The sequence below is a fragment of the Kistimonas ophiarachnellae genome (genome assembly GCF_057552235.1).
The window spans coordinates 86241-99523 of the sequence record NZ_BAAJPA010000014.1; the positions used below are offsets into that span (position 1 = coordinate 86241).

General features: G+C 55.4%; 11 protein-coding genes. 7 read left to right on the forward strand and 4 right to left on the reverse strand.

Annotated elements, in window-relative coordinates; genetic code table 11:
- Nucleotides 1–152 precede the first annotated feature (152 nt).
- The 5 genes from AC27K1_RS17165 to AC27K1_RS17185 all read left to right on the forward strand — a co-directional run bounded on the left by AC27K1_RS17165 (nucleotide 153) and on the right by AC27K1_RS17185 (nucleotide 6067).
- Nucleotides 153–2150 (forward strand): TonB-dependent receptor domain-containing protein, encoded by a 1998-nt coding sequence (locus tag AC27K1_RS17165; protein WP_487152022.1) that lies wholly within the window; start codon nucleotides 153–155, stop codon nucleotides 2148–2150.
- A 77-nt stretch (nucleotides 2151–2227) separates the two neighbouring features.
- The gene (locus AC27K1_RS17170; RefSeq protein ID WP_487152023.1) at nucleotides 2228–3208 is read left to right on the forward strand and encodes an ABC transporter substrate-binding protein; all 981 of its coding nucleotides are present in this window, start codon (nucleotides 2228–2230) and stop codon (nucleotides 3206–3208) included.
- Nucleotides 3209–3210: 2 nt separating this feature from the next.
- A complete protein-coding gene (locus tag AC27K1_RS17175) occupies nucleotides 3211–4236 on the forward strand; it encodes a FecCD family ABC transporter permease (RefSeq protein WP_487152024.1) in 1026 nt (341 codons plus the stop codon).
- Nucleotides 4233–5264, forward strand: coding sequence for a FecCD family ABC transporter permease (locus AC27K1_RS17180; RefSeq protein ID WP_487152025.1), 1032 nt, complete (start codon nucleotides 4233–4235; stop codon nucleotides 5262–5264). Before AC27K1_RS17175 ends, AC27K1_RS17180 begins: the two co-directional genes overlap by 4 nt.
- Complete coding sequence (locus AC27K1_RS17185; protein ID WP_487152026.1) at nucleotides 5261–6067, forward strand: ABC transporter ATP-binding protein; 807 nt, start codon at nucleotides 5261–5263, stop codon at nucleotides 6065–6067. Before AC27K1_RS17180 ends, AC27K1_RS17185 begins: the two co-directional genes overlap by 4 nt.
- 98 nt (nucleotides 6068–6165) lie before the next feature.
- Here the strand turns inward: AC27K1_RS17185 and AC27K1_RS17190 are convergent, their stop codons facing one another.
- Together AC27K1_RS17190 and AC27K1_RS17195 are read right to left on the reverse strand one after the other, a co-directional pair.
- Complete coding sequence (locus tag AC27K1_RS17190; protein ID WP_487152027.1) at nucleotides 6166–8142, reverse strand: BCCT family transporter; 1977 nt, start codon at nucleotides 8140–8142, stop codon at nucleotides 6166–6168.
- A gap of 351 nt (nucleotides 8143–8493) precedes the next feature.
- Nucleotides 8494–8748, reverse strand: coding sequence for a DUF406 family protein (locus AC27K1_RS17195; RefSeq protein WP_487152028.1), 255 nt, complete (start codon nucleotides 8746–8748; stop codon nucleotides 8494–8496).
- A gap of 416 nt (nucleotides 8749–9164) precedes the next feature.
- Here AC27K1_RS17195 and AC27K1_RS17200 point away from each other — a divergent pair, with 416 nt between their 5' ends.
- Nucleotides 9165–9461, forward strand: a complete 297-nt coding sequence (locus AC27K1_RS17200; protein ID WP_487152029.1) for a hypothetical protein — start codon at nucleotides 9165–9167, stop codon at nucleotides 9459–9461.
- Between the two features lie 17 nt (nucleotides 9462–9478).
- Here AC27K1_RS17200 and AC27K1_RS17205 read toward each other — a convergent pair whose 3' ends face one another.
- Both AC27K1_RS17205 and AC27K1_RS17210 read right to left on the reverse strand, forming a co-directional pair.
- Nucleotides 9479–9937 (reverse strand): YcgN family cysteine cluster protein, encoded by a 459-nt coding sequence (locus AC27K1_RS17205; protein ID WP_487152030.1) that lies wholly within the window; start codon nucleotides 9935–9937, stop codon nucleotides 9479–9481.
- 66 nt (nucleotides 9938–10003) lie between these two features.
- Nucleotides 10004–11329, reverse strand: coding sequence for an amino acid permease (locus AC27K1_RS17210; RefSeq protein WP_487152031.1), 1326 nt, complete (start codon nucleotides 11327–11329; stop codon nucleotides 10004–10006).
- Between the two features lie 210 nt (nucleotides 11330–11539).
- Here AC27K1_RS17210 and dauA point away from each other — a divergent pair, with 210 nt between their 5' ends.
- Nucleotides 11540–13249 (forward strand): C4-dicarboxylic acid transporter DauA, encoded by a 1710-nt coding sequence (gene dauA, locus AC27K1_RS17215; protein ID WP_487152032.1) that lies wholly within the window; start codon nucleotides 11540–11542, stop codon nucleotides 13247–13249.
- Nucleotides 13250–13283 lie beyond the last annotated feature (34 nt).

A 13283-nucleotide genomic window follows, 5' to 3' on the forward strand; every position in this document is an offset into this window, starting at 1 on the left:
AAAGATGTGGTTTTACGCGCATTCGATAACACAATGCCAGCGATCGCCCAGCACAGGTTTCCCCTATTGCACATACGTACAAACAGCAATTGCCCAAAAATGCACATGCGAATAATTTTCATTTAGAAAACCTTTTCAGGATATCCCCTCAAATGTCGCACTTCCCAGGCACACAATGCCTTTTGGCAATGGCTGTTGCTTTCGCTCTGCCTGTCATGGCTCAAGAAGAATCTGACAACAAGAAACAGGTCGGTGGCCCGCTGGTCTTTGACCAGGTCGTCGTCACCGCCACCAAGACAGAAAACAGCCTGGCCACGGCGCCTGCGTCAATGTCGGTCATTACCAGCGATGAGATCAGGTCTCAGCCAACCCTGACGCTCAACGATATCGTCAAGCAGGCCGTCGGTGTCGAAAGCCGGAAGGAAGGTGGACGCGCTGGCCGGGAGACCATCAGCATCCGTGGCATGAGCAGTGATTACACGCTGATCATGGTCAATGGCCGGAAGATGAGTTCCTCGAACGCCATTGTCCGCGGGAATGACTTTGACATGTCCGCGATTCCCCAGGACGACATTGAACGGATCGAGATCATCCGCGGCCCCATGTCCGCGCTGTATGGTTCTGAAGCGCTGGGCGGCGTGATCAACATCATCACCAAACTGCCGGACAATGAATGGCGCACCACCGTGAGCAGCGACTTCGCCACACCCGAAGGCAGTGATGGCGGCGATGAAACCATTATCGGCCTGAACACCGGCGGCGCACTGATTGAGGACAAGCTGTACCTGAACCTGTCTGTTAACAAAAGTGACAGGGACAAGTGGCAGCCTTACGACGGCTCCCGCAGCGCCGTCACCGCGCTGGAAGAGCGCGACACCCTGAACCTTGCGGGTAACCTGAACTGGCTGATCGACGACAACCAGACATTGGACATTGACATCACCCACAGCAATGACAAGCGTGACGGCCTCATTGAATCCACCAAGGGGTTCACACCCAGCAACCAGAAAGTCAAGCGTGACAGTTTTGCGCTGACACACAGCGGTGACTGGAGCTGGGGTGAGTCACAGGCGCGCTATTACCGTGAAGAAGTCGAGATCGGCGAACAAGCTACAGAGAAGAACGATCAAAACCAGACAGTGCTCATTGACCGCAGGGATTACGCCACGGAAACAACCCAAGTCGTTGACGGCAGCGCTTCCACCGAACTGGGCGACCACCGCCTGACCCTGGGCGGCGAAGTGAGCAAAAACGAACTGGAGAACGACCGTGACTTCCTGGAAACCGGCAAGGCCGACGTCACCCAGAAAGCCCTGTTCGCCCAGGACGAATGGCAACTGGCTGACGACTGGACCCTGACTTACGGCACCCGGATTGATCACCATGAAAATTTCGGCACCGAGTACAGCCCGCGGGCCTACCTGGTGCATACCCTCACGGACAACCTGACCATCAAGGGTGGCGTGGGCGAAGCCTTCAAGGCGCCGTCACTGCGACAGCTGAGCAAGGAATATCGCCTGAGCAGCTGCAAGGGCGGCTGCTGGATCATCGGCAACCCGGATCTGGAACCCGAGACCAGCACCAGCTATGAACTGGCGGCCAATTACCGTCAGGACAACTGGGAAGTCGAGGCGGCGGTGTTCCAGAACGACGTGGAAAACCTGATCGCACGGGACTTTGGCAATCACCTTGGTGAAGAGGACGATCGCGACGTCTACACCTACACCAACGTCGAGAAAGCCAAGATCAAGGGCATTGAGCTGGGTGGCCGCATGGCGCTGACCGACGCCCTGTCGCTGCACGGTGACTACACCTACACCGATGCCCGCGACGAGACCACCGGTAAAGTTCTGGAAAACCGTCCTCGACAGAACGCTTCCGTGAAACTCAACTGGCAGGCGAGCCCGAAGCTGAATACCTTTGTCCGCGCCAGCCACACTGGTGACCAGGTAATCAGTGAAGATGATAATGTCGATCTTGACGGCTATTCACTCATTGACCTGGGCGCAAACTATCAGATGACTGATTCGCTCCGGCTCCGTGCAGGCATCACCAACATTACCGACAGAAGCCTTCCCGGGCAGGTTGAGTTAAGGGGCTACAGCGTAGACCCAAGAACCTGGTACGTCGGCTTCACCACGACCTTCTGATCGCCGTTCCCGCCCTGCATTCCGGCAGGGCGGGCCGTCTCTTTCCTTTCCGCTACGCATTACAGGCAAGGAGCGTCATGCGACCCTTCACACGACTTCTGACCATTCTCAGCCTCGGGCTGACCCTGGCGGGCTGCACGGACAGCGACACGCAGCAACAACCCCCGGTTTCAGACAACACCCGCACCGTTCAACACGCCATGGGTGAAACCCTGGCGCCTGAAACGCCGGTACGCATCGTGGTGCTCTCGTCGGAGGCCACGGAAACCCTGCTGGCGCTGGGTATCAAACCGGTGGGCGCGGTGCGCTCCAATACCGCTGATCCCGCGCAGACATGGTTTGCCCACATCCGCGAATCCATGGACGGCGTCACGGTGGTGGGGGAAGAAAAGCAGGTCAACCTGGAAATGGTCGCCAGCCTGAAGCCAGACCTGATCCTTGGCCTGAAATCCCGCCAGGAAGCCATTTATCCGCAGCTGAGCGCCATTGCGCCCACGGTCTTTGCCGACCGTTTCCATGGCGCGCTCCGTGAAAACCTGCTGCTGACAAGCGACGCGGTCAACCGGAAAGACGACGGTCAGCAACTGCTTGCCGACCTTGACCGGCACATCCGGTCACTCGCGGCCCGTTTGGACGACGCCGGCTGGCTGTCACAGGAAGCCGCGGTGATCCGCTTCCAGGTCACCGGCGCCCGCTTCTATTACAACGACAGCTTTGCCGCCGGCCTGATCAAGTCACTGGGCTTTGCCCGCCCCGCCCTGCACGACACCACGGGCTTTGCCGAACCCCTGACCCGTGAGCGCATTCCCGAGGCGGACGCTGACATCCAGTTCTATTTCACCTTCGCGTCGGAAGACCCGGCCAAGGGGGAGCAGAACGCCCGCAGCTGGCTGGACAACCCGCTATGGCAATCCCTTCGCGCCAGCGGGAAAGGCCAGCTGTTCCAGGTGAACAATGACACCTGGAACAAGGCCTACGGCATTCTCTCGGCCCACCGGGTGCTGGATGATATCGACGGACTGCTCCTGAAAACCCCCGCCGTCGGTGCTGAAGGCTGAACATGACCGCCATCACGTTGGGAAAAGGAAAAACGGCCTTCCCTGCCACGACGCAGGGACTGACCGTGGCGGGACTGCTCGCCGGTGTCGTTGTCCTGGCCATATCCAGCATGGTGCTGGGCTATACCGACATCACGGGAAAGCACGTGCTCAACGCCCTGCTTTCTTACGACGGAAGTCGTGAGCATATTGTTGTTATCGATATGCGCCTGCCCAGGGTCATCATTGCCTTGATGGTGGGCGGCAGCCTGGCGGTTGCCGGTTCCCTGATGCAGGGTTTGACCCGTAACCCGCTGGCATCGCCAGCGATTTTCGGGATCAACAGCGGCGCCTCCCTGGCTATCGTCATTGCTACAGCCGTGTTCGGCATCACCAGCCTGGAGGGTTATACCCTGTTCGCCATGGTTGGCGCCGCCCTGGCCGCGCTGGTCGTTTACTGGCTGGGCATGTCCGGCGGCTCCCTGTCACCGCTGAACCTTACCCTCGCGGGTGTTGCTATCAGCGCCTTTTTGTCCTCATTGACGTCCGGGTTGCTGGTGTTCAATGAATCGGCACTGGAAGAAGTTCTGTTCTGGCTGTCAGGTTCCGTGGAAGGCCGTCGACTTGACCTGGTCATGCCTTTGGTTCCCCTGCAACTGGCCGGATGGCTCGGTGCATTGGCACTGTCTTCCGCCATGAACGCCCAAGCGCTGGGAGACGATGTCGCAAAAGGTCTGGGGCAACGCACCCTGTGGGTCAAGCTGATGGCGTCCCTGGTCATCGTATTACTCGCTGGCACATCGGTCGCGATGGCCGGGCCAATCGCCTTTGTCGGGCTGGTTGCGCCACACCTGGCCCGTGGACTGGTCGGCACCAACTTTCGCTGGACGACACCGGCCTCGATCTTGCTGGGCGCCGGTCTGTTACTGGTGGCTGATATCCTGGCGCGCTTCATCGTCTGGCCCCGTGAAGCACCGGTTGGCGTCACCATGGCGCTGATCGGCGCACCGTTTTTCATTCTTTATGCACGACGGAACCTCAATACATGACCGCCGGCTACCTTGTACTGCGTAATGCCTGGGTATCACACCTGGTTCCCCGGCAGGGACTGACACGTCTCGGGCTGTTACTGCTGGCTACCGCCACGCTCGCCATTCTTGCCATGGCGGCAGGCTCCATGCCGATACATCCCGTGCGAGTGGTACAGACATTATTGGGACAGGGCACGTCCACCGAGCAACTGGTCATCCAGCAATTCCGTATGCCACGGGTGCTGATGGCACTCCTCGTCGGCACAGGCCTCGGTATTGCAGGCGCGATCCTGCAGGGACTGGTAAGGAACCCACTGGCATCACCGGATGTGCTGGGCGTCACCGACGGCGCCAGTGTCGTGGCTGTATTTGCCCTCACGGCATTTGCCGGACAATTCTCCATTATCTGGCTGCCGGCGTTTGTCTTCGCCGGCGGACTGGTAACCGTGCTGATCATCTATGCCATGGCCTGGAAAGGCGGTGTCGCACCACGACGGATGATTTTGATTGGCATCGGCCTCGGCGCCCTGCTCGCGGCAGCGCGCACCGTTGTCATGATCCAGAGCCCCATCCAGAACACCGCCCAGGCCCAGGTCTGGCTAAGCGGCAGTCTGAATGCGGCCAACTGGCAACAGGTGCAGATTCTGTCATCCTGGTACCTGTTGCTGCTGCCATTACTGGTACTGGCCATGCGCAGCCTTTCTGCACAAACCCTGGGCGATGACCTGGCCAAGAGCCTTGGCAGTCGTCTTAATCGTGAACGGTTTGGTTTGATCATGCTCAGCACCGCACTGGCCACGGCTGGCGTGGCATTCTGTGGCAGTATCGGGTTTGTCGGACTCATGGCGCCCCATATTGCCAGGCGACTTTTGGGCAATATGCCGGAACTCCACCTGCCCGGCTCTGCACTGGTGGGCGCATTGCTGGTACTGGGCAGCGACCTGGCCGGACGAATGGTTCTGGCCCCCATGGAAGTTCCCGTCGGCATCTTCACCGCGCTGATTGGCGCGCCCTACTTTATTTATCTATTGGTCAGTAAAAAATGACGTGTGCCGTTCTGCAAAACCAGCAACTGTCACTGGGTTATGGCGGTGAGGTCATTATCGACAATCTCACCCTGGATATTCCTGAAGGAAAAATCACCACATTGATTGGCGCCAATGGCTGCGGAAAATCCACACTGTTGCGCGCCATGGCGAGGCTGCTGAAACCGATCTCGGGCACTATCCTGCTGGACGGCAAAGATATCACGCGCAGCGCGACCCGTGACATTGCCCGCAAAATGGCCATCCTGCCGCAATCGCCGGTTGCCCCCGAAGGGATGACCGTGTTGCAACTGGTTCGCCAGGGGCGCTATCCGCATCAGAACTGGTTGAAACAATGGTCAGAAGAAGACGAACGTTGTGTAAAGCAGGCGCTTGAAGCCACACAAATGGCCGCCTTGAGTGAACGACAGGTTGACTCCCTGTCCGGCGGACAGCGACAACGGGCGTGGATTGCCATGACACTGGCCCAGAACACCGATGTGATTCTGCTGGATGAACCGACCACCTATCTCGACCTGAGCCACCAGATCGAGATTCTGGATCTGCTGTTTGACCTGAACCGGCATTCCGGGCGTACCATTGTCATGGTTCTGCACGATCTGAACCTCGCCTGCCGGTATGCGGATAACATTGTTGCGGTCAAAAAAGGGAAAGTATACGCCCATGGCGCACCTGAAGATGTGATTACCCGCGAGCTGGTTCGCCAGGTCTTCGGACTGGAATCTCGCATCGTGCCCTGTCCTTTATTTGGCACTCCCACCTGTGTGCCTGAAGGAAAAGGCAGGCAGTCTTTGCAAGACTGAAGTTTCGGTTCCAACAAAACAGACAAAACCTGTAAAAAGCCCGGTTGGTTCATCAACCGGGCTTTTTTCATATCACAGGGAGAAATGGAATACCGCTGTCAGCGAACCATATGCAGGAAATACATATGCTTCTCATACTGGTCGATAATGTCACCAATCACCTGGTCGCGGGTCCAACCCATGATGTCGTAGTCCTGCCCGCCTTCCCGCAGGAAGACCTCAGCCCGGAAGTATTTCCGGTCTTCATCATCTTCATCATCCATCATGAAGCTCGGCTGCAAGTAGGCCCTGGGATAGACCTGGTACAGGAAATCATGCTCCTCGCCATGAAACACCTTGAGGCTTGGCATGCTTTTTTTATCATCAAACACGATGTTGCTTTCTACGCCCTGCTTCTGCAGTTCAGCCGAGACTGACTCCATCGCAGGCATAACGACTTCTTTCAGGAAACGACTGACATCAAACCGGCGAGGGAAATGCACCAGGTTATTCAATCGATGCTGCCATGGAATCGGGTTTCTCCCGACTTTGGGCGTCAGGGTTGCCTGTACCAGACTCTCTTTCTTGGTCGCATCAATGGCCAGCGCTTTCAGCAAGCCATAAGTGGCCATCAAGAGAATCATGGCAAAAGGCAGTGCGCTGGCGATAGTGGCTGTCTGCAACGCCCCCAGCCCTCCTGCCAGCAACAGGACAATGGCCACAATACCCACCAGGCTGGCCCAGAACACCCGCTGCCATACCGGTGTATGGCTTTCGCCGCCTGAGGCGAGCATATCAATCACCATGGCGCCTGAGTCCGACGAGGTCACAAAAAATACCACCACCATCAGCACCCCGACAAAAGAGAGCACATCAGCCATCGGGAAATAATCCAGGAACTGGAACAGCGCCACAGAGACATCCTGCTGTACCACCTCACCCAGGGCAACCTTGTCCTGATGCATGATCATATCAATGGCGGTATTGCCAAATACTGTCATCCAAAGGAGGGTAAAGCCGGTTGGCACAAAGAGCACACCGGTCACAAATTCACGGATCGTTCTACCCCGTGAAATACGCGCAATGAACATACCGACAAACGGTGACCAGGACAGCCACCAGGCCCAGTACAACAGGGTCCAGCCGCCCATCCAGTCCGAGGACTCATAGGCGTACAAATTAAAGGTCTTGCTGACAATCTCGGACAGATAGCCGCCGGTATTTTGCAAAAACATCTGCAACAGCAGAACCGTCGGCCCCACAAGAATCACCAGCCCCAGCAACACCAGCGCCAGGATCAGGTTAAATTCAGACAGTCGTCGTATGCCTTTTTCCAGCCCGGTGGCCACGGAAAGCGTTGCCAATGCGCTGATGACAATAATTAATACCACCTGTACTTCACGGCTCACGGGGAGATCAAACAGGTAATTCAACCCGGAATTCACCTGGAGTACGCCATACCCCAGGGAGGTGGCGACACCAAACACCGTTCCCAGGATGGCAAAGATATCAATGGCATGCCCGATCGGACCGTAAATGCGATCCCCGATCATGGGATATAACGCGGAACGCAGCGTCAGGGGCAACTTATGGCGATAACCGAAAAACGCGAGAATCAGGGCGACAATGGCATAAATCGCCCAGGCATGCAGCCCCCAGTGGAAGAAGGTCAGCCTCATGGCCTCACGGGCCGCTTCCACGGTTCCTGGCTCACCGACAGGCGGCGACAGAAAATGCATGACCGGTTCCGCCACACCGAAAAACATCAGGCCGATCCCCATGCCAGCTGAAAACAGCATGGCGAACCAGGAACCGAAACTGAAGTCCGGCTCGGCATGATCCGGCCCCAACTTGATATCGCCATAACGGGACAATCCCAGAAACGCGACACAAATCAGGATCAGTGCGACCGCGGCAACGTAGAACCAACTGGCATTGGTGACGATACTGGCCTGAATATGGTTAAACCATCGGTCGGCATGACCAGGAAACGCCGCCGTCATCCCGACCAGCAGGCAGATTAAGAAGGCAGCACCAAAAAAAACGGGAGGGTTGATCGTGTGTCTTGACGGCTGTTGATTCGCCGGATTGGACATAGGGCTGAAGGCTCCTAGCTTATGTGAAGGTTAACTCGGCTGTTTTGAAGCACAGTAAAGGACAGTGGGCGACAGGAAGCAGCAAGCAAACGTGATACAGGGAAAACCCTGTCTATTCTAGACAGTCATTCACTACAGGGTTGGAACCCTGTGTGGTCAAACGCGGTAGACTGTAGCATTTTAGACGCCTGAATTCACGGCAAGTTCCTCCAGGCCTGACGGGAAACGCTTACATTAACCTCTGGTTACAAGGCAATGCCTGGTGCTTTTCACATGATCAACTGAAAAAATAAATACAATAAACCCACCAGCAAACCAGTATGAAAACATTAAAATGATTCATCAGTGGCTTTAACATAGGATGCCCTTCAGCTGGCATTTCATTTGAAATATCCATTTCTCCGCACAGCAGTCAAAATCAAAATGGGCTGTTAATCGAATGCCTTCCAGCGTCGCTGCAAAATCTGCGCGGATGCGGCATTGGCCCTGTGAAATCGCCGCCGCCATGGCAGAGAAGATGTTTAATTGTTCATCGGCGTGATCCTGACTCGTCGTATGAATATCAATGACGGCACACGTCGATTCATTGCCTGCAAACGTCAGCATGTTAACCCCCAGGAACATTATTGGAATCTATCCTGTAATAATCCCTGGCCGGCAATAAGCCAGCCTGTTTTTTACTATAGGTTTTGTCATGTTTGATTATATGGACATAAATCAACAAGCCGGAAAGAAAACACCCACAAATGATCAACACTGATTAATGTTATTGAACCGACCGTAAATAATTAAATTTTCGTGTATGTTTTACTGCTGAAATTTGATTGCGTGCCTTCCAGTGAAACCCTCATCAAACGCACCCGGTACCGTACAAAAAACCCTATATTCTTCGCTTTTTTGATATTTCCTGATGTCATAAAAAGCACAGCACGCTAGACAGACAGGTACTGTAACTGATACAAAAAGAACGACAGACACAGTACAAACGTCTGTTTTAGACAATAAAAGAAAAGGTGTGCTGTATGGTAGTGAGTGAGCTGTTCCCTGCAAAAGACCTGAACGCCCGCGTAGAAGATATCCTTACCCTGTACAACGCCAGCCTGATGGCTCGTATGACAGACTACTTCACCTGCCCAACCGACTGGTCCGGGGCGGCGGAAACAGCCGCCTTCCAGCTGGGCAAAGACTTTGGCCTCAAGGCCCAGAATGCCCACTTCGGCATTACAGACCTCGACAAGGCGCTGGATCGCGGCATCAGGCAACACATCCAGCATGTCGCCGCCATGCAATACGGCGCTAACGCCATGATGCACGCCTGAATCGAACCGATTAACGATTATTCCTCGACAATCCGGATGATGTATTCATGCCAGTCATCCGGATTCGGAACCTCCTCTTCGGAAACCGCCATGCCCCGGACTGAAAAGCCCGCGTCATGGACACTCTCAGGATCTCCCGTCACCAGCGGATGCCACTCCGGCAGGTCATAGCCTTCTGCCAGCAGGCGGTATGCACAGCTGTCCGGCAGCCAGTCATAGTCACCGATCGTCTCAGGCGTAAAACGAATGCAATCAGCCACATGTCGTTTTCTATTTACGTAGTCTTTGCACCGACACGTGTTCGTATCCAATAACTTGCAGGCAACCGCCGTTGTGTAGACTGCATCCGTTTCCGGATCAATCAACTTGTTCAGGCAGCATCGACCGCAACCGTCACAGAGGGATTCCCACTCGGACAGGGTCATTTCTTCCAGGGTCTTGGTATGCCAGAACGGCTGAGGCGATTGAGCGATCATGGGTCAGTAACAAAGCAAAAGAGCGGCATAATACGCCCTGTCGTCACTGACGCCAACCTGAGAGAACTACTCAGGTGTGATGGAGATCCCTTTACGAATATGCCAGCGTCGCATGGCTGCATAGACGACAGCGCTGGATAACAGGGCGATCCCGCCATAAAACAACACAGTTTCCCCGGCGCCGATAACCGCCCAGAAACAATAGGCGACACCCAGAAAACTTAACAGTGTCGTTCGGCGTCCATAGGCTGCCTGCATCCCCTCTTGTTCCATAACAACCAGCGCAGAAAGCAATGTGTAAAGATAGGTGACCAACGTCAGAAGAACCGCCATTAGCGCAATAATTTCATATTGCCGGTTCAGTGTCGGTGACAAGGTCAGAAGCAGAAGTAAAGACATCAGAATGGCTGTCACAATCAACCCCTGCACGGGCGCATTGTGACGATTAACCCGCGAAAACAGCCGGGGAAACAGGTAATCGTCAGCGGCTGCCTTAGCGATCTGCCCCTGCATTAGAATCCAGCCATTAAGACAACCAAAGCACGCAATAATTGCCAGTACACTCACCAGAGCGCCCGCCCAGTCCCCTAGGATATGGGATGCCACCAGGGAAAAAGGCGCAGTTGATTTCGCCAGTTCTTCAGCCGGTACAATCCCCATCAATACTGTAGTACTGAGGATATAGAGCGCTGCTGCTAGTAATGTACCGACAACGGTAGCAACCGGTACATCCCGCTCCGGCTTCTCGGCACGTCCGGCAATCACACACGCCGATTCCAGCCCCAGGAAAGACCACAACGTGAGGGAAGCTGCCGCCGTTATAGTAGACAGCATGGAATGCCCTGAAGTATTGGTTGCAGCCATCAGCAAACTGCCATCAAACCAGAACCAGCCCAGCAGAGCTGTTGCCGCCACGGGTATCAGCATGCAGGTCGTCGTTACGGTCTGAAAGTTGCCGATCAAACGGATCTGACGAGTATTGAGTATCGTCAGCAACCAGATAACACAGACGGCTGTTATACAGGCCGCAAGCGGTTGGGTAAGAACAGGGAAAAAATGAGCAAGATAACCAACACCGGCTAATGCTATGGCCGTATTACCGCCCCAGATGGCAAACCAGTAGCCATAGACCACCTGGAACCCGGCAAAATTGCCGATGCCGGCACGTGTGTAGGCATACATACCGCCTGCCCGGGGCATCAGGAACCCCAACCGGGCAAACACCAGGGCCATGATAATGGCGCCACCCGCCGTCAACAGCCAGCCCAGCAGACTGATTGAGCCCAGTGCGGCGAGGCTCGAGGGCAGCAGAAAAATCCCTGATCCCATCATATTGCCGGTCACAATTACCGTTAGCGGCAAAATCGTCAGTTTTTTCTCACTACCCCCCATGACAACACTCCATGTACTACTTTGGGTATTTATTCAGAAAGTCTAGTAGCTGAGACTCACGATATGGGGCGTCAGTTCCACATCAATGGCGTAATGGCAAAATCGCTGTAGAAGTGGCAATGGGTTCCCTGTAAATCCTTATTTTCCGTTATATGAGAAAGCGTATAATCCCCTCCTTTCTCATATACCCTATCTATCAAGTTTCCTGAGATGTTCGCAACTGCCATCAGACAGAGCCTGCAAGAAGGCTACCGCGCACGTGATTTGCGCAAGGATTGTGTTGCCGGCATAACCGTCGGCATTGTCGCCGTACCGCTCTCGATGGCGCTCGCCATCGCCAGTGGCGCTGCACCGGAAAACGGCCTTTACACGGCCATTATTGCGGGTTTCCTGATCGCCCTGTTCGGCGGCTCGCGATTCAACATAACGGGGCCAACTGCAGCGTTTGTGGTCATTCTGCTGCCGATTACTCAGCAATACGGCCTGGGCGGGTTAATGGTGGCAACCATCATGGCGGGCTTGATCCTGCTGTGCATGGGTTTGCTGAAACTCGGCAAGTTGATTGAGTATGTCCCTTACCCGGTTACCGTGGGTTTTACGGCCGGTATCGCTGTGGTCATCGCAACATTGCAGCTGAAAGACTTTTTTGGCCTGACTATCCATGAAATGCCAGAGTTTTACCTCGCAAAAGTACAGGCCCTGGTGCAGGCGATGCCCTCACTCAATATCTGGGATACCCTGACGGCTTCCGTGACACTGGCTACCTTCCTGCTCTGGCGAAAGTTCAGCCGCAAGCTTCCCCCGCACCTCCCCGCACTGATCGCGGGTTCGCTGTGTGCGTGGATCATCACCCAGCTGGTGCAAAATCCGGATATCGCTACCATTGGCTCGCGCTTCAGCTGGTCAATCGAAGGGATGAGTGGTCAGGGCATTCCTCCCCTGCTGCCCCATTTTGCCTTGCCCTGGAATCTGCCCGGACCGGATGGTCAACCTTTGGGACTTTCCTATGGCTTGATCAAGGATCTAATGACTGCAGCGTTTGCCATCGCTATGCTCGGCGCCATTGAATCACTTCTCTGCGCCGTGGTAGCCGATGGCATGACCCGTACCCGGCACAACCCCAACAGCGAGCTGATTGGCCAGGGTATCGGTAACATTGTCGCGCCATTCTTTGGCGGGATTCCTGCTACAGCCGCCATTGCCCGAACGGCCACCAGCATCCGCAGCGGTTCTGTTTCGCCCATCGCCGCCATGGTGCATGCGATTTTTGTGCTGCTGTCTGTCCTACTGTTGGCACCTGTGCTTTCCATCGTGCCGATGGCATCACTGGCTGCCCTGCTGATGATGGTGGCCTGGAACATGAGTGAAGCGCCGCATTTTATCCGGGTTGTGCGTGTTGCCCCCCGTCAGGATGTCGCGGTTCTGTTGACCTGTTTTGGTCTGACCGTAGCCTTTGACATGGTCATCGCAGTCACCGTGGGTATGCTGCTCGCTGGTCTGTTGCTGATCAAGCGGATCAGTGACCTGACTCGTGCCGACCGCGTTGAACATCATGCTCACGAAGAGACAGTTGCACTGCCAGATCCAATCGAAATCTACGATATCAACGGCGCGCTCTTCTTCGGTGCGGCACAGCGCGCGCTCAGCATGATTCAGCGCATGGATGACCATATCCGAGTCGTCATCCTGGATATGAGAGACGTCAACATGGTCGACATGACCGCCATCGTCGCCATGGAAAATATCCTGAACGATCTTCAGAAGCGCAACATCGGCCTGGTACTGAACAACCTGGAACCGCGCATCATCCTGAAACTGCGTAAGGCGGGCATCCGCAAACGCAAGGGTGAAATCGCCTTTGGACGGAACATGCAGGAAAGCTGCCGTCATGCCATGGCCCAGCTGCAACTGCGGTCATAATCCCGGACAGACTTGTCAGGAATACGGACATTCC

Bases quoted from the DNA above. Each gene is read 5' to 3' on its own strand.
- AC27K1_RS17165 (WP_487152022.1), top strand. From the start codon at position 153: ATGTCGCACTTCCCAGGCACACAATGCCTTTTGGCAATGGCTGTTGCT.
- AC27K1_RS17170 (WP_487152023.1), top strand. From the start codon at position 2,228: ATGCGACCCTTCACACGACTTCTGACCATTCTCAGCCTCGGGCTGACC.
- AC27K1_RS17175 (WP_487152024.1), top strand. From the start codon at position 3,211: ATGACCGCCATCACGTTGGGAAAAGGAAAAACGGCCTTCCCTGCCACG.
- AC27K1_RS17180 (WP_487152025.1), top strand. From the start codon at position 4,233: ATGACCGCCGGCTACCTTGTACTGCGTAATGCCTGGGTATCACACCTG.
- AC27K1_RS17185 (WP_487152026.1), top strand. From the start codon at position 5,261: ATGACGTGTGCCGTTCTGCAAAACCAGCAACTGTCACTGGGTTATGGC.
- AC27K1_RS17190 (WP_487152027.1), bottom strand. From the start codon at position 8,142: ATGTCCAATCCGGCGAATCAACAGCCGTCAAGACACACGATCAACCCT.
- AC27K1_RS17195 (WP_487152028.1), bottom strand. From the start codon at position 8,748: ATGCTGACGTTTGCAGGCAATGAATCGACGTGTGCCGTCATTGATATT.
- AC27K1_RS17200 (WP_487152029.1), top strand. From the start codon at position 9,165: ATGGTAGTGAGTGAGCTGTTCCCTGCAAAAGACCTGAACGCCCGCGTA.
- AC27K1_RS17205 (WP_487152030.1), bottom strand. From the start codon at position 9,937: ATGATCGCTCAATCGCCTCAGCCGTTCTGGCATACCAAGACCCTGGAA.
- AC27K1_RS17210 (WP_487152031.1), bottom strand. From the start codon at position 11,329: ATGGGGGGTAGTGAGAAAAAACTGACGATTTTGCCGCTAACGGTAATT.
- dauA (WP_487152032.1), top strand. From the start codon at position 11,540: ATGTTCGCAACTGCCATCAGACAGAGCCTGCAAGAAGGCTACCGCGCA.